The following is a 21,709-nucleotide window of genomic DNA, read 5'->3' as shown; positions in this document are numbered from 1 at the left end:
CGAGCCTCCTCCGTCAGAGCTCTGTCGACACCCCGATACCTTTCGGGGATCGTGGAATGCCATGGAACCTTCGTACAGGGCCAGGGTGAACGAATCGGGGGCGGGGAGCTTGATGCAGGTCAGCGCCCTTTGTCGTGTGCTGCCTAGACTGCAAGGCACCACTAGGGAGGCTACCCACCATGAGTCAGATTCTGCCCAGTCAGGACGAGTTGCTTGCCCATGCGGCGGCCGAGCCGGCGTTTGCCGCGTGGCTGCAAGGCCATGGTCCGCTCCAGCATAGCGCAGAGACCCGCGCCGCCGTGTTCCGCACCGCTCATCAATTGGTCCAAGCCGGGCTGCAACCGGACCTGGCCAGCGTCTACCAGCTGTTCCGCGCCCTCGACCGGCTGACCGCCAGCGCCCTGCGCATCGTCGTGCACATGACCTACGCCCGGCGCATCCGCCTGGACGGCCAGCCGTTGCAGGCCGAGGATTTCAAGACACAGCCCGAGGGCCACACCGGCGGAGCCCTGAACATGGTCCCGGCCTACGCCGGCTATCTGGCACTCAACGTCCTGACCGGCAAGACTCGCGCCTGGCTGATGGGCCAGGGCCATTGCGTGGCCGCCATCGACGCGCTGAACGTCCTCACCGGCAACCTGCACCCGGAGCAGGAGCGCGCCTATGCCGACGGCGAGGAAGGGCTGAACCGCTTGCTGCAGGACTTCTACGGCTACGCCCAGGCCCCCAACGGCGCACCGGCGGCGCCACTGGGCAGCCACGTGAATCCGCATACCGCCGGCGGTATCGCCGAGGGCGGTTACCTCGGCTTCGCCGAATTGCAGTACGCGCACATGCCGCTGCCCGGCGAAACCCTGGTGGCGTTCCTCTCCGATGGTGCCGCCGAGGAACAGCGCGGCAGCGACTGGATTCCGCGCTGGTGGCGAGCCGAGGATTGCGGGGCGGCGCTGCCGGTGATGATCGCCAATGGCCGGCGCATCGAGCAGCGCACCGAGCTGGGCACCCATGAGGGGCTGGAGGGCTTCAAGCTGCATCTGCGCCGCTGCGGCTTCGATCCGATCAGCTTCGATGGGCGCGACCCGGCCGCCTTCGTCTGTACGCTCTGGGAGATGGAGCAGCGCCTGGAGCGGCGCGTGCAGGAGAAGAACAGCGGCATCCTCCGCTACCCGCTGCCGATTCCCTACGGCATCGCCGAGACAGTCAAGGGCTTCGGCTTCTATGGCGCCGGCAGCAACGCCGCGCACAACCTGCCGCTGCCGGGCAATCCGCATAACGACGAACAGGCCCGGCAACTGTTCAACCAGCATGCAAACGAACTCTGGGTCGAGCCTGAGGCTCTCGAATTGGCCCGCCGGCTGTTCGCCGAGCAGCGCGGCGAGCGTCCCCTCGAACGGGACAACCCGCTGGCCCTGCGCCATCCCATCGAACCGATCATCCCGCCGCTGCGCTATCGCGACGACGCCTGCTCGCCGATGGCCGCGCTGGACCGCTTCTATACCGAACTGGTGGAGGCCAACCCCGACCTGCGCGCCCGGGTCGGCAATCCCGACGAATTGGCCAGCAACCGCCTCGGCGGCGTGCTCAAGGCGCTCAAGCATCGGGTCAGCGAGCCGGAGAGCGAACTGGAATCGGTGAGCGGTCGGGTCATCACCGCGCTCAACGAGGAGGCGGTGGTGTCCGCCTGCCTGGCCAACCAGGGCGGACTCAACCTGGTTGCCAGCTACGAGGCGTTCTGCGTGAAGATGCTCGGCGCGGTGCGCCAGACCCTGATCTTCGCCCGCCAGCAGAAGGAAGTCGGGCGTCCGGCCGGCTGGCTGGGCTGGCCGCTGGTCGCTACTTCGCATACCTGGGAGAACGGCAAGAACCAGCAGTCGCACCAGGACACCACCTTCTGCGAGGCCCTGCTTGGCGAGATGAGCGACATGGTCCGGGTGCTCTTCCCGGCCGATCACAACAGCGCCCTGGCGCTGCTACCGACGATCTACCGCAGCCGGGGGCAACTGGCCTGCCTGGTGATCCCCAAGCGCGACCGGCCGATGGTGTTCGACGCCGTCCAGGCCGAGCGCCTGGCCCGCGACGGCGCGATCCTGGTCGAGGAGCGCTGCGGCTCCGATCCGCTGCTGCTGATCGCCAACGGCAGCTACCAGCTCGAACAGATGCGCCGCGCCGCGCAGCGCCTGGCCGAGGCCGGGCAGGCCTACCGGCTGGTCTACCTGCAGGAGCCGGGACGCTTCCGCGCGCCGCGCGATCGCTGGGAGGTCGAGGCGGTGGCCGACGAGGCGCTGGTGGAACGACTGTTCCCGGATAGCCATGAGCGCCGCGTGCTACTCACCCATATGCGCGCGGAAGTGGCGCGCGGTCATCTTTGGCCGATCCTGCCGGATGCCCGGCGCACCTCGGTACTCGGCTATCGCAACCGCGGCGGCACCCTCGACGAGGCGGGCATGCAGTTCGCCAACCGCGCCTGCTGGGGCAACGTGCTGGCGGCTTGCGCCCGCTTGATGGAGGTCCCGCGCACCGCGCTGCTGACCCCGGAGGAAGCGGCGGCGGTGGCCGGCAAGGGCGATCCGGCGTTGTTGCGCTGAGTTCGGCTGCGTATCGGCGGATAACGTCTGTGGCGTTATTCGCCCTGCCGAACGGGGGCGGGTGTCTGGTGAAGGCAGGGTATGGGCAGGGTATCGGCGGATAGCGTCGGCGACGTCATTCGCCTACGGAGCGGGGGGACGAAGCGGCTTGAGCAGCCCGTCCAGCCCGTCGATCTTCAGTTCCAGGGTCAACTGCATCAGCCGCCCGAGTTCACCAGGCGGGAAGCCTTTCTTGTAGAACCACAGCAGGTACTCCTCCGGCAGGTCGACCAGCATCCGTCCCTGGTACTTGCCGAACGGCATCGGCGTCCTGGCGATCTTCAGCAGATGCTGCTTGTCCAGCATGGCGACCGCGCGGCGCGCTTACTTCTTGCCCTGGATGCGGCAGCTGCCGGCATCGAAGCGTTCGGTGGCGACCGGCTGGTTGGTCTTGTACTCGGTGAAGCTGTAGGTGAGGATCGCGCCGCGGGCGAGCAACTGGCGATAGCCGGTGTTGCTGCACACGCTATCGCCGAGCTGGCTGCGCACGCTGTCCGGGTTGGAGCGCATGCGCTCGGCGTGGCTGGCGCGTACGCTGAGGTGATTGATCAACTGGTTGCCTTCGACGGTGTAGCCCTGGTCGAGGATGTCTTCGTTGATGGCGCGGGGAGTGCCTACGCTGCTTTCCTTGGCCACTTTCTCCAGCATCTTGCTCAGTTCGAAATCCTTGAGCGAGGCGGCATGGGCGGCGGTGGGCAGGACGAAACAAAGGGCAAGGGCCATGAAGCGCGACATCGAAGATCTCCTGGGGCAATAAGCGGATTCGACCGATGGAGGGGGCGAATTGTTTCCGTCGGCCCATTCCCGGGACGGACGGTGGCGAATGGGCGCCATGTTACCGCGTTCGGGGCGGGGCACGGAAACGCAAAAGGGCGACCGAGGGTCGCCCTTTCGTCGATAGCGGTGCGGATCAGCGCAGCTTGATCTCTGTCCAGAGCTTGTTCAGGGCGCGTCGCTGGCGCGAGTTCAGGTCCTTCAGCGGCTCCAGCCTGGCCTGGGTGGTGGCGTCCGGGAACAGGGCGGCGAGCGTCTTGATTTCCGGCTTGATGAAGGGCAGGGCGGCGGCGTTGGGCGTGCCGGTACCGATCTGGTTGGTCAGCTCGGAAGCGTTCCGACCGTCGAGCATGAAGTCGATGAAGCGGTAGGCCAGGTCAGGGTTCTTCGAGCCCTTGTGGATCACCATGTTGTCGATGGCCAGCACCGCACCTTGGCGGGGCAGGGCGAAGTCGACCTTGAAGGCGCGGCCGGCAGCCTCCGCGTCGGCCCTGGCCTGGTACATGTCGCTGGAGTAGCCATGGGCGACCCAGATGTTGCCCAGGGTCAGCTCCTTGATATAGCTCGACGAGTTGAACGCGGCCCAGTACGGCTTGGCCGCGAGGATCAGCGCCTGGGCTTCCTTCCAGTGCTGCGGGTCGGTGTCGTTGGCGGAGTGACCGAGGTACTTCAGGGCGGCGCCGAACAGTTCCTGCGGGTCGTCCATCACCGTGACCCTGCCCTTGATCTTCTCCAGGACCGCCGGGTCGAAGATCACCGACCAGTCGGCGGGGTCGATGCCCAGCTTGTCCAGCTCGGTCTTGTTGTAGCCGACCAGGGTGGTGGTGAAGGCGTAGGGCAGGGAATAGCGGTTGCCCTTGTCGAAATCCTTGTCGAGGTAGCCCGCGGCCTCGTTGTTCAGGTTCGCCAGGCGACTCTTGTCCAGCTCCAGCAGGTCGCCCTTGCGGATCAGCGCCTCGACCGCGTTCTGGGTCGGGATGATCACGTCGTAGCCGCTGGCCCCGGCGGCCAGCTTGGCCATCATTTCCTCGGTGCCGGAATAGAACTCCTGCACCAGCTCGCAGCCACATTGCTGCTCGAAGCGTTTCAGCGTGTCCTCGGCGATGTAGTCGTTCCAGTTGAACAGATACAGCTTCTCGGCGGCGGTGGCCTGGGCGGCTCCTGCCATGAGGGTTGCGACGAGCAACAGCTTTTTCATCATGGTTCCTTGTTACGGGGTGGCAGGGCTCCGGAAACCGGAGCAGGGCAAGGCCGCGGGCCTCTCCGGGAGGCACGCGGGTTTCGGCGGATCAATGGCCCTTGATGGCGCTGGGGGAGAGTTTCGAGGCGATCACGATCAGCACCAGGGTGAGCAGCATCAGCAGGGTGGAGACGGCGTTCACTTCGGGCGTCACGGCGATCTTGATCATGGTGTAGATCTGCGTCGGCAGGGTGGCGAAGCCGCCGCCGGCGGTGAAGAAGGTGATCACGAAGTCGTCGATGGACAGGGTGAAGGCCATCAGCGCGCCGGCGACGATGCCCGGCATGATCAGCGGCAGGGTCACCAGGCGGAAGCTCTGCCAGGGCGTGGCACCGAGGTCGCGGGCCGCCTCGGTGAGGCTTTCGTCCATGCCCGACATGCGCGCCTGCACCACCAGGGCGACGAAGCCGACCGAGAAGGTGATGTGCGCGAGGGTCACCGAGAGCATGCCCAGGCTCATGTTCAGGCCGATGAAGAAGATCACCAGCGAGACCCCCATCAGGAGTTCCGGAATGGCGATCGGGGTCAGCACCAGCAGGGGCAGCACGCGCAGCTTGAAGCGATGCAGGGCGACCCCGGCGAGGGTGCCGAGCAGGGTCGCCACGCTGGCCGAAACCAGCGCGATGACCAGCGAGTTGGCGGCGGCCTGGAGCATGTCGCGGTTGCCGAACAGCTTGCGGTACCAGTCCAGGGTGAAGCCCACCCACTCGGCGTTCAGCCGCGAGTCGTTGAAGGAGTACAGCACCACGATCACCAGCGGTACGTAGAGGAACAGGTACACCAGCGCGGTGGCGCTCCAGAGCAGGTAGGGCCTACGCATGGGCGCCTCCCTTGCGGGCGCGCGCGGCGCCCATGCCGAGGGCGACCAGCAGCAGGATGCAGCCGGTCAGGGCGATCGACAGCGCGCTGCCGAACGGCCAGTCGCGGGAGTCGAGGAACTGGCTCTTGATCAGGTTGCCGATCATGATGCCGTCGGTACCGCCGACCAGGTCGGGGATGGCGAACATTCCCAGAACCGGGATGAATACCAGTGCCGCGCCGGCGGCCACGCCCGGCAGCGAGAGCGGGAAGGTCACCCGCCAGAAGCGTTGCCAACGACCGGCGCCGAGGTCCTGGGCGGCGTCCAGCAGGGCCGGGTCGTGTTTCTCCAGGTTGGCGTAGAGCGGCAGGATCATGAACGGCAGGTGCACGTAGACCATGCACAGGATCACCGCGAACGGGGTGAACATCAGGCTGATCGGCTGCGCGCCGAACAGGTCCAGCGCGGCGTTGATCCCGCGGGTCAGGGCACCGGACGGCGAGAGGATGATCATCCAGGCGTAGACGCGTACCAGCAGGTTGCTCCAGAACGGCAGGATCACCAGCAGGATCAGCAGGTTGCGCCACTTCGCCGGGGCCCGGGCGAGGGTGGTCGCCACCGGGTAGGCGAGCAGCAGGCAGGCCAGGGTGGTGACCAGGGCGTAGCCGAAGGATTTGACGAACAGTTGCAGGTACACCCAGCTCTCGGTGAGCCGGGTGTAGTTCTCCACGCTGAGGTCGTAGACGGTCTGCCCGTCCTCGCTGTACATCCAGGGCGCCAGGCCGCCGTAGTCGCCGGGAAAGCGGAACGAGGCGAACAGCATGATCAGCGCCGGAACCAGGAAGAAGAACAGCAGATACGCTTGCGGCGGCCAGACCAGCAGCCACTTGCCGAGGTTCTTTCTCATCGTGTCAGGCCCTGACCAGATGGCCGGCATCGAAGCGCCAGGCGGCTTCCACCGCGTCGCCCACCTCGAAGAACTTGGCTCGGCCGGGCGTGGCGTTGGGCAGCAGGGTTTCCAGGCGCTCGCCGTTCTCCAGTTCGACGATGTACAGGGTCACGTCGCCCAGGTAGAGCAGTTCGGCGACGCGACCGCGGAAGTGCACCTCGTCGCTGTCGGCGGTGACGCTCTGCGCCAGGCGGATCTTCTCCGGCCGCAGGGTCAGCACGCAGGCCTCGCCGGGCTGGGCGTCGAAGGATTTCAGCGCCTGGACCTCGCCCAGGCCCCTGAGGTCGATGCGCACGCGTTCGCCGTCGACCGCCTCGACCGTGGCGTCGAGCAGGTTGCACTGGCCGATGAAGTCGGCGACGAAACGACTGCGCGGGAAGCTGTAGATGGTTTCCGGGGCGTCCAATTGCTCCACCCGGCCCTGGTTCATCACCGCGATGCGGTGCGACAGCGCCAGGGCTTCGCCCTGATCGTGGGTGACATAGACGAAGGTGATGCCGACGTCCTTCTGCAGGTTGATCAGTTCGATCTGCATTTCTTCGCGCAGCTTGGCGTCCAGCGCCGACAGCGGTTCGTCGAGCAGCAGCAGGCGCGGCCGGTTGACCAGCGCGCGGGCGATCGCCACGCGCTGGCGCTGGCCGCCGGAAAGCTGTGTCGGCATGCGCCCGCCCTTGTCCGCCAGGCGTACGTCCTTCAGGGCCTGTTCGACGCGGGCGTCGATCTCGCTCTTCGCCACTCCGGCCATCTTCAGCGGGAAGGCGATGTTCTGCGCTACGCTCATGTGCGGGAACAGCGCGTAGCTCTGGAACACCGTATGCACCGGGCGCTTCTCCGGCTCGACGCCGGCGAGGTCCTGGCCGTTGAGGCGGATCTCGCCGCTGTCCGGCTGGTCGAAGCCGGCGAGCATGCGCAGGAGGGTGGTCTTGCCGCACCCGGAAGGGCCGAGGAGGGTGAAGAATTCGCCGGTGTTGATCGTCAGGCTGACATTGTCGACGGCGGTGAAGTCGCCGAAGCGGCGGGTCACGTTGCGGATCTCGAGCAAGGGGGGCGTCACTCGTCTGGAGAGGCAGTAAGGTCAGCGGGCGGAGCCGGCTGCCCGGTGTCGAAAAAGGGGGCGGATTATAGGGATCGCATCCCGCTCTAACTAGACGTCTGAGGCCCCTGTGAAGAATTTTTTTTCGCGGCCTCGGAAGTTGTCCGACAAAGCAGGAGCCACGCGGGCTCTGATAGAATTTCGCGGTCGCTTTCCAGCCCGTTTCCTCGAGTCTTCGATGTTCCTTCGCCCGTCCTTTCCGTATCGGGAGCCTGCCCGATGAGCCATGCCGTTTCCCGCTTGCGCCAGGAGCGCCTGGCGCGCAGCCTGAAACCCTTCGTCGCGCGCGGTTCGCGCATGCCGCGCTGCGAAGGCTGTCGGCTGCTGCCGAGCTATTGCATGTGCGCCTGGCGGCCGCGGGTCGAGGCGCGCGCCGGCATGTGCCTGGTCATGCACGACATCGAGGCGCTGAAACCGACCAACACCGGCTGGCTGATCGCCGATACCGTGGCCGACACCTTCGCCTTCGGCTGGTCGCGCACCGAGGTCGACCCGCGCCTGCTGGAGTTGCTGGCCGACCCGCAGTGGCAGCCATACCTGGTGTTCCCCGGCGAATATGTGGCGGCGGAGCGGGTGGTGAACGAGGTCGCCCCGCTGGTGGAGGGCAAGCGACCGCTGTTCATCCTGCTCGACGCGACCTGGACCGAGGCGCGCAAGATGTTCCGCAAGAGTCCCTACCTGGAGCCGTTCCCGGTGCTCAGCCTGCTGCCCGAGCAGCTCTCGCGCTATCGCCTGCGTCGCTCGACCCGTGGCGAGCACCTGTGCACCGCCGAAGTGGCGGCGCTGTGCCTGGAGCTGGCTGGCGACGAGGCCGCGGGCGAGGCGCTCGGCGCCTACCTGGAGGTGTTCAGCGAGCGCTACCTGGGCGCCAAGCGGCACATTCCGCTGGACGAGGCCAGCCCGGCGCACCGTGCCCTGGCGCCGTTCCGTGGCTGAGTGTCAGGCCGGGCGCGCTTCGGCGGCGAGCTTGCGCGGCCACAACTGCGCCACCAGCATGCCCGCCAGCATCAGCGCGCAACCGAAATAGCCGCGCAGGTGCAGGGTCTCGGCGAGGAACAGGGCGCCGGCGATGGCGGCGAACACCGCTTCCAGGGACAGGATGATCGCCGCATGGGAAGCGATGGCGTGCTTCTGCGCCACCACCTGCAGGGTGAAGCCGGTGCCGACGCCGAGCAGGCCGCCGTATAGCAGGGCGGGACCGGCCTGGACGATGGCGTCCCAGTGGATTTCCTCGAAGACCAGTGCCAGCAGCAGGCTGACCGCCGCGCAGGTGGCGAACTGCAGGAAGGCCAGGCGGATCGGATCGTAGCGGCTGGCGAACAGGCCTACCAGCAGGACGTGCGCGCCCCAGACCACCGCGCCGGCCAGTTGCAGCCAGTCGCCGGAGGCGACCTGGAAGCCCGGGCCGATGCTCAGCAGGGCCATGCCGAGCACCGCCAGCGACGCCCCCAGCCAGGTGCCCGCGCCGGTGCGCTGGCCGAACAGCAGGCCGAGCAACGGCACGACGATCACGTAGAGCCCGGTGATGAAGCCGGAGTTGGTCACGCTGGTGAACAGCAGGCCGACCTGCTGCAGGTTGATCCCGGTGGTCAGGGCGACGCCGAGGATCACACCGGCGAGCAACTGTCCGCGATTGAAGGGTTGCGCGCCGTCGCGTCGCGAGCGCAGCATCAGCAGTGGCACCAGCACCAGGGCACCGAGGACGAAGCGCAGGCCGGTATAGAGGAACGGCCCGATGGCGTCCATCCCCAGGCGCTGGGCGACGAACGACACCCCCCAGATCATGGCGGTGATCAGCATCAGGACATCGGCACGCAGGGCTTGGCTTCGCATGGCTCGCTCGACGGGGCGGGGAGGGTCCGCCACTCTGCCAGCAAGCCGGGGTGTTTGAAAAGACGAACGCGGTGTACGAGGTATCCCTCATTCGGCTTGACCGGTCCGCCCTCGGTCGGCATCCTGAGCGCCGCCTCGGCTGGGCCGAACAAACTAGGACATGTCATGGCTTCTTACGAGATCCTGATCGCCGACGATCACCCCCTGTTTCGCAGCGCTTTGCACCAGGCCCTCACCCTCGGGCTGGGCCCCGACGTGCGCCTGGTGGAAGCCGCCAGCATCGCCGAACTGGAAGCGCGGCTGAACGAGAAGGCCGATTGGGATCTGGTCCTGCTGGACCTCAACATGCCGGGGGCCTATGGCTTCTCCGGCCTGGTGCTGTTGCGCGGGCAATACCCGCAGGTGCCGGTGGTGATGATCTCGGCACAGGAGGAGGCCGCGGTGGTGCAGCGCTCCCGCGAGTTCGGCGCCAGCGGCTTCATACCCAAGTCCAGTCCGCTGGAAACCCTGCAGCAGGCGGTGCGCGCGGTGCTCGACGGGGACACCTGGTGGCCGCCGCAGGATGCCGCCGCCGAAGCCCTCAGCGAGGAGGCCAAGGCCGCCAGCGCCGGGCTCGCCAGCCTCACCCCGCAACAGTTCAGGGTACTCACCATGGTCTGCGAAGGGTTGCTGAACAAGCAGATCGCCTACGACCTGAACGTTTCCGAGGCGACGGTGAAGGCCCACGTCACGGCGATCTTCCGCAAGCTCAACGTGCGCACCCGGACCCAGGCCGCGCTGCTGCTGCAACAAATGGAGACGGTTCCCGCTTCTCATTGAGAGACGGCTTAACGCTTTTTTGACCAGCCGGCGGCTAGACTGCCTGCCTTCCGAATCGATGAGAACCCGACGTGTCGCCTTCCCCCTTCAAAGGCCAGACCGGCCTCAAGCGTATCCTCAACGCCACCGGCTATTCCCTCGCAGGTTTCCTCGCCGCCTTCCGCGGTGAAGCCGCCTTCCGCCAACTGGTGCTGCTCAACGTGGTGCTGATCCCGGTGGCCTTCCTCCTCGACGTCAGTCGCGGCGAACGCGCGCTGATGATCGCGGTGTGCCTGCTGGCGCTGATCGTCGAGCTGCTCAACTCGGCGATCGAGGCCACCGTCGACCGCGTCTCGCTGGAACGCCACCCTCTGTCGAAGAATGCCAAGGACATGGGCAGCGCCGCGCAGTTCGTGGCCCTCACCGTGATCACCGTGACCTGGGCGACCATCCTGCTGGGCTGATCTACGCGGACATGAAAAAGCCGGAGGCAGCGATGCCTCCGGCTTTTTCTTGCGTGCGAGGGGCGGCGGCTCAGGCCGCCGCGTCGAAGCTGTCGGCCCGCGCCATGTTCCACATGCGCTCGTAGAACTCGCCCTCGATCTTGCCGGAAAGCAGTTCGCCCGGCTTGAGGAAGTAGTGCAGCTGCGAGAACAGGCGGATCTCGGTGTCGGTGATGCGTCGCACCAGGTGCTTGGCTTCGAGCTGCGAGGGATGTTCCAGGCCCGCCGCGGCGAGCATCTCGGCCAGGCCCTTGAGGGTGTTGCGATGGAAGTTGCGCACCCGCTCGGCCTTGTCCGGCACCACCAGCGCGCGCTGGCGCAGCGGGTCCTGGGTGGCGACGCCGGTCGGGCACTTGTTGGTATGGCAGCTCTGCGACTGGATGCAGCCGATGGCGAACATGAAGCCGCGCGCCGAGTTGGCCCAATCCGCGCCGGTGGCCAGGACGCTGGCGATATCGAAGGCGCTGACGATCTTGCCGCTGGCGCCGACCTTGATCTTGTCGCGCAGGTTGAGGCCGACCAGGGTGTTGTGGACGAACAGCAGGCCTTCGCGCAGCGGCACGCCGATATGGTCGGTGAACTCCAGCGGCGCCGCGCCGGTGCCGCCTTCCTTGCCGTCGACGACGATGAAGTCGGGGAGGATGCCGGTCTCCAGCATGGCCTTGGCGATGCCCATGAACTCCCATGGATGGCCCAGGCAGAACTTGAAGCCGACCGGCTTGCCGCCGGACAGTTCGCGCAGCTGGGCGATGAACTGCATCAGCTCGATCGGCGTGGAGAAGGCGCTGTGGCGCGACGGCGAAACGCAATCCTCACCCATCGGCACGCCACGGGTGGCGGCGATCTCGGGGGTGACCTTGTGCTTGGGCAGGATACCGCCGTGTCCCGGCTTGGCGCCCTGGCTGAGCTTGATCTCGATCATCTTCACCTGCGGGTCGAGGGCCTGGGCGGCGAAGCGCTCAGGGTCGAACTTGCCATCGCGGGTGCGGCACCCGAAGTAGCCGCTGCCCAGTTCCCAGACCAGGTCGCCGCCGTTCTCGCGGTGATAGGGACTGATGCTGCCCTCGCCGGTGTCGTGGTAGAAGTTGCCCATCTGCGCGCCACGGTTCAGCGAGCGAATGGCGTTGGCGCTGAGGGCGCCGAAACTCATCGCCGAGACGTTGAACAGCGAAGCGGAGTACGGCTTGCTGCATTGTGGCCCGCCGATGTCGACGCGGAACTCGCAGGGATCGCTGAGCGGCGCCGGACGCATCGAGTGGCTGATGAATTCGTAGCCGGCGGTGTACACGTCGATCAGGGTGCCGAAGGGCTTCTCCGAGCTTTCGTTCTTCGCCCGCGAGTAGACCAGCGAGCGCTGGGCGCGGGAGAAGGGCAGGGCGTCGCCGTCGGCTTCCAGCAGGTACTGGCGGATCTCCGGGCGGATGCCTTCCACCAGATAGCGGATGTTGCCCAGGATCGGATAGTTGCGGCGCACCGCGTGGGGCGTCTGGATCAGGTCGAACAGGCCGAGCAGGCTCAGGGCCACGCCCAGTAGGGTGAACGGCCAGAGCCATTCGGTGCTGCCGAGGAACGGCAGGCTGACCAAGGTGAACAGGGCGATACAGGCGAAAAACGCATAGCGACTGAGTAGCGACAGATTCATCATGTCTCCAATCTTCAGGCTTCGGTTCAAAATGGTAGTCACCTTCTTCGAGGCGTCTACGACGGGTTCCCCCCGCGCTAACCAAGCGCTGATTATGGGAAACAAACGGGGATAGAAAGCAAGCTAATAATTGTGTCTGGATGGTCGAGCAGCCGAATGGTCGCCGGGAACTCTTTCCGGAGTTGCGAATTATTCTTATCGGAGTAATATGTAACTATATAACATTATGTAGGAGGCATCCCCATGAAACCCGGCATCCATCCCGAATACCGTCCCGTCCTGTTCCATGACACCTCGGCCGACGTGTACTTCCTGATCGGCTCCACCGCGGAGACCGACAAGACCCATACCCATACCGACGGCAAGACCTATCCCTACGTGACGCTGGACGTTTCCAGCGCCTCGCACCCGGTCTACACCGGCGAACAGCGCAAGACCAAGAGCGAAGGCCGCGTGGCCGGGTTCAACAAGCGTTTCGCCGGCTTCGTCGGCGGCAAGGGGGCCTGATGAAAGTCCTCGCCTCGCTGAAACAGGCCAAGCTGCGCCATCGCGATTGCCAGGTGGTGAAGCGCCGTGGCCGGCTCTACGTGATCTGCAAGTCGAATCCGCGCTTCAAGTGCGTGCAGGGCCGGCCGAAGCCGAAGATCAAGCGCCGCTGAGCGGCGACGGGACGGTCGCCCGTCCCGTCAGCCCTGGGCCTGGAGGAACAGGCCGAACAGCTCGGACTGCGACTTGATGCCGAGCTTGCCGTACATGTGCTTGCGGTGGACCTTCACGGTTTCCGCCGAGATCGCCAGCTTGCGGGCGATCTCCTTGCTCGAGCAGCCGCTGAGCATCAGCCTGCCGACCTCCAGTTCGCGCGCCGTCAGCGGCGTGCCCATCTGCTCCGCGACCTTCTCCAGCGAACCCTGCCAGCCCGGCTCCGGCGCCGCGGGGCTGTTCAACACTTCGTCCTCGAAGGCCAGGCGCTGGCGCATCAGCCCGGCCACCCAGGGCCGCACCAGGCCGAGCACGGCGAGTTGCTCGGGGGTGAAGCGGCGCCGCGAGCCGAGCGACAGGCAGAGGGTGCGTTCGCCGGAGAGCTGGACGTTGATCTGGATTTCATCGGCCACCACGTTGAGGCGGAAGTAACGCTGGTAGTAATCGGTCTGCTCGAAGCATTCCGGTGCCACGTCGGCCAGACGGAACAGGCCGCTGCACGGGTTCTCGCGGCTGGCGATGTAGAACGGGTCGAGCAGGTAGAGGCCTCGCAGGTAGTCCTGGAACAGCGGATCCGGCCCGCCGTCGGCGCCCGGGCATTCGGCGAACACCTGTGGCCGGCCCTGGCTGAACAGCAGGGCCACCCAGCTGTCGAACGGAACGTACTGTTCGAGCAGGCGTACCAGGCGAATCCAGAAGTCCGGCGCATCCAGCGCCTCGACCAGTTGCCCGACGGAGCGGTGCCAGGCGATGTCCTGCAAGGTGAAACTCATCTTCTACCCCTGTTGGGTTAACCCTCGGACGTAATTATCGGCGCGGGGAACGCCAAGCATACTGTGCCGACCCCTGCATACGAACAGCGCGCGTGCCGAACAGCGCCGAGAACAACAAGGAATTCCGATGAAAGTCGAACTCGTCCAGATCGCCGGTCGCGATGGCGACACCGCGCACAACCTGGAGCGCGCCCTGGCGGCCATCGCCGACTGTGCGGCGGACACCGAACTGGTGGTGTTCCCGGAAACCCACCTGACCGGCTTCCCCAGCGAAGACAACATCGCCGCCCTCGCCGAGCCGCTCGACGGCCCGACGGTCAGCTCGGTGCAGCGCGTCGCCCGTGAACGTAACGTTTCGGTGGCGATCGGCATCGCCGAGGCGGACGCCGGCCGCTATTACAACACCACCCTGCTGATCGCTCCCGACGGCATCGCCCTGAAATACCGCAAGACCCACCTGTGGGCCTCCGACCGCGGCATCTTCACGCCTGGCGACCGCTACGCCACCGCCCTGTGGAACGGCATCCGGGTCGGCCTGCTGGTGTGCTTCGACATCGAGTTCCCGGAAAGCGCGCGGGCCCTCGGCCAACTGGGTGCGGAACTGATCATCGTGACCAATGGCAACATGGACCCCTATGGCCCGACCCATCGCACTGCGATCATGGCCCGCGCCATGGAAAACCAGGCCTACGCGGTGATGGTCAACCGCGTCGGGCATGGCGACGGCGGGCTGGTCTTCGCCGGCGGCAGCGCGGTGGTCGATCCCTACGGCCAGTTGCTCTGCGAGGCCGGGCGCGAAGAATGCCGGCAGATCGTCGAACTGGACCTCGGCCGGTTGCAGGATGCGCGTCGGGACTACCGTTACCTCGAAGAGCGTCGCCTGGTCCTGCCCGGCGAGCGCCGCGAGCGCCCGGACGGCCTGCGCGAGCTGCTGATTCCCTGATTCACCGCGGCGCGACAGGAGCGTCGCGTCGTCCTCCGTCCGCCAGCGAGCGGGCGAGGATCGGCCCGGAAAGCCGTAGCACAACGATGGGCGCCCGAGCGTCCGCCGGTCTCCCGGGTGAGGGGAGGCCCCTGCGCCCCGCGGCCCGGCCGGCTGCGGGCCACTGCCATAACAAACGATAATTCCGGAGTAAGCAGTAATGGCCAGACTCAAGCGCACCCTGTCGCTGGGTTCCGTGGTGCTGTTCGGCATCGCCTACATGACCCCGATCATCGTCCTCGGGACTTTCGGCATCCTCGCCGAGACCACCCAGGGACACGTCCCCGCCGCCTACATCGCCGCTTCCCTGGCGATGCTCTTCACCGCCCTCAGCTACGGGCGCATGGCCGCGGCCTTCCCGGTGGCCGGCTCGGCCTATACCTACGTGCGCAAGGCCATCGATTCCCGGCTCGGCTTCATCGCCGGCTGGGCGGTGCTGCTCGACTACCTGTTCCTGCCGATGGCGATCTGGCTGATCGGTGCCGCCTACCTGCACTCGGCCTTTCCCGCGGTACCCAACGCGGTCTGGGTGCTGGCGTTCATCGGCGTGACCACGACGATCAACATCGTCGGCCTGCGCCTGGCGAAGAACGTCAATGGCCTGCTGATGCTGGTGCAGTTCCTGGTCCTCGGCGCCTTCGTCGCGCTCTGCGTGCACTACGTGCTGGGCGACCCGGGCAAGCCGTTATGGTCGCTGCAACCGTTGCTCGGTGGCGACCTGCAGGTACCGCTGGTGATGAGCGGTGCGGCGATCGCCTGCTACTCGTTCCTCGGTTTCGACGCGGTCAGCACCCTGACCGAGGAAACCCGCGACCCGCGGCGCAACATCCCGCGGGCGATCCTGCTGATCACCCTGCTGGGCGGGTTGATCTTCATCGTCACCTCGTACTTCGTGCAACTGGCGCACCCGTCGTTCGCCTTCGACAGCGCGGACTCGGCGGCCTACGAGATCGCCCGCAACATCGGTGGCGACCTGTTCGTGACCTTCTTCTTGGTCGGCCTGATCGTCGGCCAGTTCACCTCCGGCCTCTCGGCCCAGGCCAGCGCCTCGCGCCTGCTCTTCGCCATGGGCCGCGACGGCGTCCTTCCGCGGCCGTTCTTCGGGCGTCTCGGCAAGCGCTTCGAGACGCCGGTGAACAGCATCGTCCTGTGCGGCGTGGTGGCCCTGCTGGCGCTGCAGATGGACGTGACCACCTCCACCTCGTTCATCAACTTCGGCGCCTTCCTCGCCTTCAGCCTGGTCAACCTGTCGGTGGTCTTCCACTACTACCTTGGCGCCGAGCGCCGCGGCCCACGGGAAACCCTGTTGTTCCTGGTATTCCCTGGCATCGGCCTGGTCGCCGACCTGTGGCTGATGGCCAGCCTCGACCATCTGGCGATCATCCTCGGCCTCTGCTGGCTGGCGCTGGGCGCGGTGTACCTGGCGGCGATCACCCACGGTTTCCGCGAGCAGCCGCCGGAGATGCGTTTCGAGGAGGGCTGAGAAAGAATCGACGCCCGTTTCGCGGCGGCAAGGCGCAGGCTCCTGGCCTAGAGTGGCTATCCATCGCCTCCCTGGTTCCGGAGCCGGCCATGTCCGACGCAGCGTTGTTCCTTCCCCTTCCCGATGACGACACCCTGTATGCCGCGCTGTTGGCGCGCGACCCCGCCTACGATGGCTTCGCCTTCGTCGGGGTGAAGAGCACTGGGGTGTTCTGCCGCCTGACCTGCCCGGCGCGCAAGCCGAAGCGCGAGAACACCCTGTTCTTCGATTCGATCAAGGGCTGCGTCGAGGCCGGCTTCCGACCCTGCCTGCGTTGCCGGCCGCTGGAGCGGCTCGGCACGCAGGGGCCGCTGGTCAGCGACCTGCTCCAGCGCCTCGGTCGGCAACCGCAGCGGCGCTGGTTCGAAGACGACCTGGCGGCGCTGGGCTATGACCCGTCCACCGTGCGCCGTGCCTTCAAGCGCGAGTTCGGCGTGACCTTTCTGGAAATGGCTCGCCTGCGCCGTCTTGGCCAGGTCGCCGAGCGGCTGTCCTCGGGCGCGCGGGTGATCGACGCGCAACTGGATGCCAGCTTCGACTCCGACAGCGGCTTCCGTAGCGCCTTCGCGCGGCTGCTGGGCGAGCCGCCGTCGCAGTTGCGCGGGCGCGAGCTGCTCAAGGCGGACTGGCTGCAGACCCCGCTCGGCGCCATGCTCGCGGTGGCCGATGCGCAGGCCCTGCACCTGCTGGAATTCTTCGACCGCCCGGCGTTGAGCGGGGAGCTGAAACGCCTGCAGAAGAGCAGCGGATCGAGCATCGGTTTCGGCCGTTTCGCCTCCATCGACAGGATCGAGGCGGAGCTCGCCGACTACTTCGGCGGTACTCCAGTGCGCTTCCAGACCCCCTTGGCGCTGAACGCCTCGGCCTTCACCCGCACGGTCTGGCAGGCGCTGCGCGAGGTACCGTGCGGCAGCACGCAGAGCTACGCCGGGCTGGCCAGGTCCATCGGCTCGCCGTCGTCGGTGCGCGCCGTGGCCCGCGCCAACGGAGCCAACCAGATCGCCATCGTGATTCCCTGCCACCGCGTCATCGGTTCGGACGGTTCCCTGACCGGCTATGGCGGTGGCCTGTGGCGCAAGCGCTGGTTGCTGGAGCACGAGCGGCGCATGGGCGCTGCCGGCTAGCCGGGATCGCCGCCCAGAAGCCGGGCGGGGGCGCGCAACACCGGTTCCCGCTCGACCGCTGCGGGCCGCTGCAAGTCCTCGGCGTCGGCGCGCTCGGCGGTCGACAGGTCGCTGGCGTGGAACCCGGTGATCCGCAACAGGGCCAGGGTACAGGCCAGCGAGACCAGCGCGTAGCAGGCCGAGGCCAGGGCCACGCCGACGATGCTGCCGGTACTGTTGAGAATCCACTGGGCCAGTACCGGCGTACCGCCGCCGACCAGCAGCGAGCAGAGCTGGTAGGCCAGCGACAGGCCGGTGTAGCGCACCCGCGCCGGGAAGGCTCGGGCGAGGATACCGCCCACCGCGCCGTAGAACATCGCGTGCGGCACCGTGGCCAGGCACATGCCGACCGCGGCGATCCAGTAGACCTTGGTTTCCACGGCGAAGAACATCGCCGGCATCAGGATGAACTCCGGCAGCACCATCAGGCATGCCGCCTTGCGCATGTCGATGCGCGAAGTGAGCAGCGCCCCCAGCGGCTGGCTGAGGAACTGCACCACCAGCGCGACCACGATGATGCTGAGGAAGGTGCCCTGGCTGTAGCCGAGGGTCTTGGTCGCCCAGGAGAGGGCGAAGGTGCTCTTGAAGTAGGTGACGTGGATGATCGGCAGCACGCCGGCGCCGAGCAGGACGATCTTCCAGTGCTTGCCCAGCACCTCGGCGAGCGGCAGCTTCACCGTGCGCTTCTGCGCCAGCACGCGCTTCATGTCTTCCGACTCCTCCAGCTTCAGGCGGATCACCATGCCGACGATGACCAGCACTGCGGAGAGCAGGAACGGCGCGCGCCAGCCCCAGAGAATGAAGTCCGAGGCGGGCAGGGCGCTGAGGGCGAAGAACACCAGGGTCGCCAGCAGGTTGCCGGTGGGCGAGCCCTGCTGGGCGAAGGCGGCGTACAGGATGCCCTTGCCCTTGGGCGCGCTTTCGCTGGCGATCAGGATCGCGCCGCCCCACTCGCCGCCGACCGCGATGCCCTGGACGATACGCAGCGCCACCAGGGAGATCGGCGCCCAGATGCCGATCTGCGTATAGACCGGCAACAGGCCGATGCAGGTCGTGGCGATGCCCATCATGATCAGGGTGATCACCAGGGTGGTCTTGCGGCCGATGCGGTCGCCGAGATGGCCGAAGATGATCCCGCCCAGCGGGCGAGCGATGAAGCCCGACCAGAGGGTGACGAAGGACAGCAGGGTGGCCAGGCCCGGATCCATGTCGGCGGGGAAGAATACCTTGCCGAACACCAGGGCGGCGGCCAGGCCGTAGATGTAGAAGTCGTACCACTCGATGGTGGTGCCGATGAAGGAGGCGATACCGGCCCTGCGGGCCTTCTTGTGCAGGTCGGCGTCTTCGGGAGAGGGCGTGCGCGGCATGGGTCGAGTCCTGTTTATTGTTGTTCTCGCCGACACGCCGCGCCCTACCGCCCTTCGCTGAAAGGCGGGGCGGAAACGCTGGTTTCCGTGGAGGGAAAGCGTGCGTCGGTGTTGACCCGGGTGCCTCGGAGTCTAGGTGGCACCCCCGCAAATCAATAGTCTTTTAATCTTATGGCTCGATAAGGGATTCCATATCGACGTTTTCCGTCAGCCCTCGCTCAGGCGTCGTCCAGGCCGCTCTTCAGCGTCGCCAGGAACGCCTGCGCCGCCCGGGAAGGTTCGCTGGCCGGAAGGATCGCGTGGATCTCCGAACGCGCGCCGGCCGGCTCGATTTCCAGGTAGCGCACCTCGTTCCGCCAGGCCAGGCAGAGGGTCTCCGGGATCAGCGCGACGCCCATGCCGAGACCGACCATGGCGGCGACGGTCTGCCACAGGCGCGCCTCGTGGCGGATGCGCGGGCTGAAGCCGGCGTCCACGCAGCGGGCGATGATCAGGTCGTGGTAGTGCGGGGAGACATGGCGCGGGAAGAGGATGAAGTCTTCGTCGCGCAGTTCGGCGAGGTCCAGACGCGCCTGGCCAGCCAGGCGGTGCCCGGCGGGCAGGCAGCAGAGGAACGGGTCGCTGATCAAGGGTTCGGAGACGATTTCCGCCGGCAGCCTGCCCCAGTGCACGAAGCCCAGGTCGATCTGCCCGCGCTGCAATGCCTGGGCCTGCTCCGCGCTGTTCATTTCGCCGAGCACCACCTCCATGTTCGGGTGCTCCCGTTCGAAGCGGGACATGGCCCTGGGCAGGCCGCGGTAGAGCATGGAGTTGACGAAGCCGACGCGCAGTTGGCCGACGTCGCCCTCGGCGGATAGCTGGGTCAGGCGTTTCACCTTCTCTGCCTGCAGCAGCAGGTTGCGCGCTTCCACCAGCAGGACCTGGCCGGCGCCGGTGAGCTTCACCGACTTGTTGTTGCGCAGCAGCAATTGGGTTCCGAGCTGTTCCTCCAGCTTCTTGATGTCGAAGCTCAGCGCCGGCTGGGAGATGAACAGGCGAGCCGCGGCGCGACCGAAATGCAGTTCCTCGGCGACCGCGATGAAGTAGCGAAGCTGTCTGAGATCCATGGCAGGCACCTGGTTCTACGATCTGTTTTTCTTATCGTCGATGATTTTTTTTGTATTGGATGCTTATCGAAGCACTCGCCTAGTCTCGGCGCAAGACAAGCAGGAGCCGCGCCATGACCGCCATGCCCGAAGTACTTCGCGAAGATACGCTGAACATCCCCGACAGCCGTGGGCTGAATCTCTACACCTGCGATCCGGCCCTGGAGCGGCTGCTGGAGGTATACCTGCCGCCGGCGTTGCTCGCCGAATGGCGGCCGCTCCTCGAACGGCTCGGCGCCCGTGCCGGCGGCGAGCTGGACGTGCTGGCGCTGGTGGCGGACAAGAACCCGCCGGTGCTGGCGCCGCGCACCCGCCGCGGCGAGGATTTGCAGAGCATTCGCAAGCATCCGGACTACGTCGCCCTCGAACAGGTGGCCTATGCCGAACTTGGCCTGGCTTCCATGAGCCATCGCCCGGACGGCCCGCCGCCGCTGGTGAAGTATGCGCTCACCCACCTGTTCGTACAGGCCGAGTTCGGCCTTTGCTGCCCGGTCAGCATGACCGACTCGCTGACCCGCACCCTGCGCAGGTTCGGCGCGCCAGAACTGGTCGAGCGCTACCTGCCGTCCCTCGCCTCGCGGGATTTCGACGAGCTGTTCCAGGGCGCCATGTTCATGACCGAGCAGGCCGCCGGCTCCGACGTGGCGCGGACCCGTACCGTGGCGCGGGAGCAGGGCGGCGAGTGGAAGCTCTACGGCGACAAGTGGTTCTGCTCCAACCCGGACGCCGACCTGGCGATGGTCCTGGCCCGCCCCGAAGGCGCGCCGGAAGGAATGAAGGGCGTGACCCTGTTCCTGTTGCCGAAGGTCCGCGAGGACGGCACGCGCAACGCCTATCGCATCGTCCGCCTGAAGGACAAGCTGGGCAGCCGCTCCATGGCCAGCGGCGAAGTCCGCCTGGAAGGCGCCAGCGCCTACCTGATCGGCGAGATCGGCCGCGGCTTCCAGCAGATGGCCGACATGGTCAACATGTCGCGCCTGTCCAACGGCGTGCGCGCCGCCGGGCTGATGCGCCGGGCGCTGAGCGAGGCGCTGTTCGTCGCCCGCCATCGGCGCGCCTTCGGCAAGCACCTGATCGACATGCCGCTGATGCAGAAGCAGTTGCTGAAGATGATGCTGCCCACCGAACAGGCGCGCTCGATGTTCATGCAGATCGCCACGCTGCTGCCGCGCGCCGATGGCGGCGAGGTCGAGGCGCAGAAATGCGTGCGGATCCTCACCCCGCTGATCAAGTTCCGCGCCTGCCGCGATGCGCGACGGGTCACCGGCGACGCCATGGAGGTGCGCGGCGGGGTCGGCTACATCGAGGAGTGGAGCGACCCGCGGCTGGTGCGCGACGCCCACCTGGGGTCGATCTGGGAGGGCACCAGCAACATCGTGGCGCTGGACGTCGCCCGTGCGGTGAGCCGCGAACAGGCGCTCGAACCCTTGCAGCGCCACCTGCGCCGGCTGCTGGATGACAGCGACCTGCCAGGGGACGCCCGCGACCTCTTCGACGAACTGCTGGTGCGAGTGGTCGCGACCATGGCCGACGTCGCCGAGCGCCGCCAGGATGAACAGGTGCGCCAGGCCGGCAGCGCCCTCTACCACCTGTGCACGGCGATCTTCATGGCCTGGGAAGCCAGCCGCCAGGCACCCGACCAGCGCCGCCTGGCCCTGGCCTTCCTGGTCGCCCGGCACAAGCTGCTGCCGCGCGACCCGCTGTACCTGGAGGGCTGGACCGACCAGGCCGAACTGCTGGCCAGGCTGGTCGGCGAGGTGCCGCTGAGCCAGGCCGAAGCCATGCAATTGCTGCCGGCCTGAC

21 protein-coding genes are annotated in these 21,709 nt (G+C 66.8%); 10 read left to right on the top strand and 11 right to left on the bottom strand.

What is annotated here, in order from left to right; all coding sequences use genetic code 11:
• Positions 1–179 precede the first annotated feature (179 nt).
• Positions 180–2,585 carry a phosphoketolase family protein gene (locus JHD77_RS13275; protein ID WP_003113876.1) on the top strand — a complete coding sequence of 802 codons (2,406 nt, stop codon included), beginning with the start codon at positions 180–182 and terminating at the stop codon, positions 2,583–2,585.
• Positions 2,586–2,708: 123 nt separating this feature from the next.
• On the opposite strand, the gene JHD77_RS13270 is transcribed toward JHD77_RS13275, so the two are convergent.
• From JHD77_RS13270 to JHD77_RS13245, 6 genes are all read right to left on the bottom strand, one after another.
• Complete coding sequence (locus tag JHD77_RS13270) at positions 2,709–2,930, bottom strand: DUF3820 family protein (RefSeq protein WP_003092249.1); 222 nt, start codon at positions 2,928–2,930, stop codon at positions 2,709–2,711.
• A gap of 18 nt (positions 2,931–2,948) precedes the next feature.
• Positions 2,949–3,359, bottom strand: coding sequence for a quorum-sensing-regulated virulence factor family protein (locus JHD77_RS13265; RefSeq protein ID WP_003092248.1), 411 nt, complete (start codon positions 3,357–3,359; stop codon positions 2,949–2,951).
• A 175-nt stretch (positions 3,360–3,534) separates the two neighbouring features.
• Positions 3,535–4,599: a polyamine ABC transporter substrate-binding protein gene (locus JHD77_RS13260; protein ID WP_012613733.1), complete on the bottom strand. Its 1,065-nt coding sequence runs from the start codon at positions 4,597–4,599 to the stop codon at positions 3,535–3,537.
• Positions 4,600–4,687: 88 nt separating this feature from the next.
• Entirely contained in the window at positions 4,688–5,458 is a 771-nt protein-coding gene (locus tag JHD77_RS13255; protein ID WP_003092244.1) for an ABC transporter permease, read from the bottom strand.
• A complete protein-coding gene (locus JHD77_RS13250) occupies positions 5,451–6,344 on the bottom strand; it encodes an ABC transporter permease (protein ID WP_003092241.1) in 894 nt (297 codons plus the stop codon). Before JHD77_RS13250 ends, JHD77_RS13255 begins: the two co-directional genes overlap by 8 nt.
• Before the next feature lie 4 nt (positions 6,345–6,348).
• Positions 6,349–7,440, bottom strand: a complete 1,092-nt coding sequence (locus JHD77_RS13245; protein ID WP_003119359.1) for an ABC transporter ATP-binding protein — start codon at positions 7,438–7,440, stop codon at positions 6,349–6,351.
• 258 nt (positions 7,441–7,698) lie between these two features.
• Here JHD77_RS13245 and JHD77_RS13240 point away from each other — a divergent pair, with 258 nt between their 5' ends.
• Entirely contained in the window at positions 7,699–8,415 is a 717-nt protein-coding gene (locus JHD77_RS13240) for a tRNA-uridine aminocarboxypropyltransferase (protein ID WP_003098478.1), read from the top strand.
• A gap of 3 nt (positions 8,416–8,418) precedes the next feature.
• On the opposite strand, the gene JHD77_RS13235 is transcribed toward JHD77_RS13240, so the two are convergent.
• On the bottom strand, positions 8,419–9,345 hold the full coding sequence (locus tag JHD77_RS13235) for a DMT family transporter (RefSeq protein ID WP_003119360.1): 927 nt from the start codon (positions 9,343–9,345) through the stop codon (positions 8,419–8,421).
• A 132-nt stretch (positions 9,346–9,477) separates the two neighbouring features.
• Here JHD77_RS13235 and erdR point away from each other — a divergent pair, with 132 nt between their 5' ends.
• A complete protein-coding gene (gene erdR / locus JHD77_RS13230) occupies positions 9,478–10,131 on the top strand; it encodes a response regulator transcription factor ErdR (protein ID WP_003092229.1) in 654 nt (217 codons plus the stop codon).
• 71 nt (positions 10,132–10,202) lie between these two features.
• Entirely contained in the window at positions 10,203–10,574 is a 372-nt protein-coding gene (locus JHD77_RS13225) for a diacylglycerol kinase (protein ID WP_003092226.1), read from the top strand.
• Positions 10,575–10,644: 70 nt separating this feature from the next.
• Here JHD77_RS13225 and JHD77_RS13220 read toward each other — a convergent pair whose 3' ends face one another.
• On the bottom strand, positions 10,645–12,255 hold the full coding sequence (locus tag JHD77_RS13220) for an FMN-binding glutamate synthase family protein (protein WP_003098476.1): 1,611 nt from the start codon (positions 12,253–12,255) through the stop codon (positions 10,645–10,647).
• A 243-nt stretch (positions 12,256–12,498) separates the two neighbouring features.
• On the opposite strand from JHD77_RS13220, the gene JHD77_RS13215 reads away from it, so the two are divergent.
• Together JHD77_RS13215 and ykgO are read left to right on the top strand one after the other, a co-directional pair.
• Positions 12,499–12,762 carry a type B 50S ribosomal protein L31 gene (locus JHD77_RS13215; protein ID WP_003092213.1) on the top strand — a complete coding sequence of 88 codons (264 nt, stop codon included), beginning with the start codon at positions 12,499–12,501 and terminating at the stop codon, positions 12,760–12,762.
• Entirely contained in the window at positions 12,762–12,914 is a 153-nt protein-coding gene (gene ykgO / locus JHD77_RS13210; protein WP_003092209.1) for a type B 50S ribosomal protein L36, read from the top strand. Before JHD77_RS13215 ends, ykgO begins: the two co-directional genes overlap by 1 nt.
• Positions 12,915–12,941: 27 nt before the next feature.
• On the opposite strand, the gene JHD77_RS13205 is transcribed toward ykgO, so the two are convergent.
• Positions 12,942–13,727 (bottom strand): helix-turn-helix transcriptional regulator, encoded by a 786-nt coding sequence (locus JHD77_RS13205; RefSeq protein ID WP_003092207.1) that lies wholly within the window; start codon positions 13,725–13,727, stop codon positions 12,942–12,944.
• 127 nt (positions 13,728–13,854) lie between these two features.
• On the opposite strand from JHD77_RS13205, the gene JHD77_RS13200 reads away from it, so the two are divergent.
• The 3 genes from JHD77_RS13200 to JHD77_RS13190 all read left to right on the top strand — a co-directional run bounded on the left by JHD77_RS13200 (position 13,855) and on the right by JHD77_RS13190 (position 17,355).
• Entirely contained in the window at positions 13,855–14,670 is an 816-nt protein-coding gene (locus JHD77_RS13200; RefSeq protein ID WP_031640474.1) for a carbon-nitrogen hydrolase family protein, read from the top strand.
• A gap of 199 nt (positions 14,671–14,869) precedes the next feature.
• Positions 14,870–16,192 carry an APC family permease gene (locus JHD77_RS13195; protein ID WP_003138044.1) on the top strand — a complete coding sequence of 441 codons (1,323 nt, stop codon included), beginning with the start codon at positions 14,870–14,872 and terminating at the stop codon, positions 16,190–16,192.
• A gap of 89 nt (positions 16,193–16,281) precedes the next feature.
• On the top strand, positions 16,282–17,355 hold the full coding sequence (locus tag JHD77_RS13190) for a bifunctional transcriptional activator/DNA repair enzyme AdaA (protein WP_003119362.1): 1,074 nt from the start codon (positions 16,282–16,284) through the stop codon (positions 17,353–17,355).
• Here the strand turns inward: JHD77_RS13190 and JHD77_RS13185 are convergent.
• Together JHD77_RS13185 and JHD77_RS13180 are read right to left on the bottom strand one after the other, a co-directional pair.
• Positions 17,352–18,761, bottom strand: coding sequence for an MFS transporter (locus JHD77_RS13185; protein ID WP_003159507.1), 1,410 nt, complete (start codon positions 18,759–18,761; stop codon positions 17,352–17,354). The two genes, JHD77_RS13190 and JHD77_RS13185, sit on opposite strands and share 4 nt — an antisense overlap.
• Positions 18,762–18,979: 218 nt before the next feature.
• Positions 18,980–19,867 carry a LysR substrate-binding domain-containing protein gene (locus JHD77_RS13180; protein WP_003092195.1) on the bottom strand — a complete coding sequence of 296 codons (888 nt, stop codon included), beginning with the start codon at positions 19,865–19,867 and terminating at the stop codon, positions 18,980–18,982.
• 113 nt (positions 19,868–19,980) lie between these two features.
• Here JHD77_RS13180 and JHD77_RS13175 point away from each other — a divergent pair, with 113 nt between their 5' ends.
• Positions 19,981–21,708, top strand: a complete 1,728-nt coding sequence (locus tag JHD77_RS13175) for an acyl-CoA dehydrogenase family protein (protein ID WP_031755784.1) — start codon at positions 19,981–19,983, stop codon at positions 21,706–21,708.
• Position 21,709 lies beyond the last annotated feature (1 nt).

Origin of the sequence: Pseudomonas sp. P20 (assembly GCF_016463925.1) — a bacterium.
GTDB lineage: Bacteria > Pseudomonadota > Gammaproteobacteria > Pseudomonadales > Pseudomonadaceae > Pseudomonas > Pseudomonas aeruginosa.
Note: the sequence above shows the minus strand (reverse complement) of the source record. Positions and strands in the feature narration are given on the sequence as shown.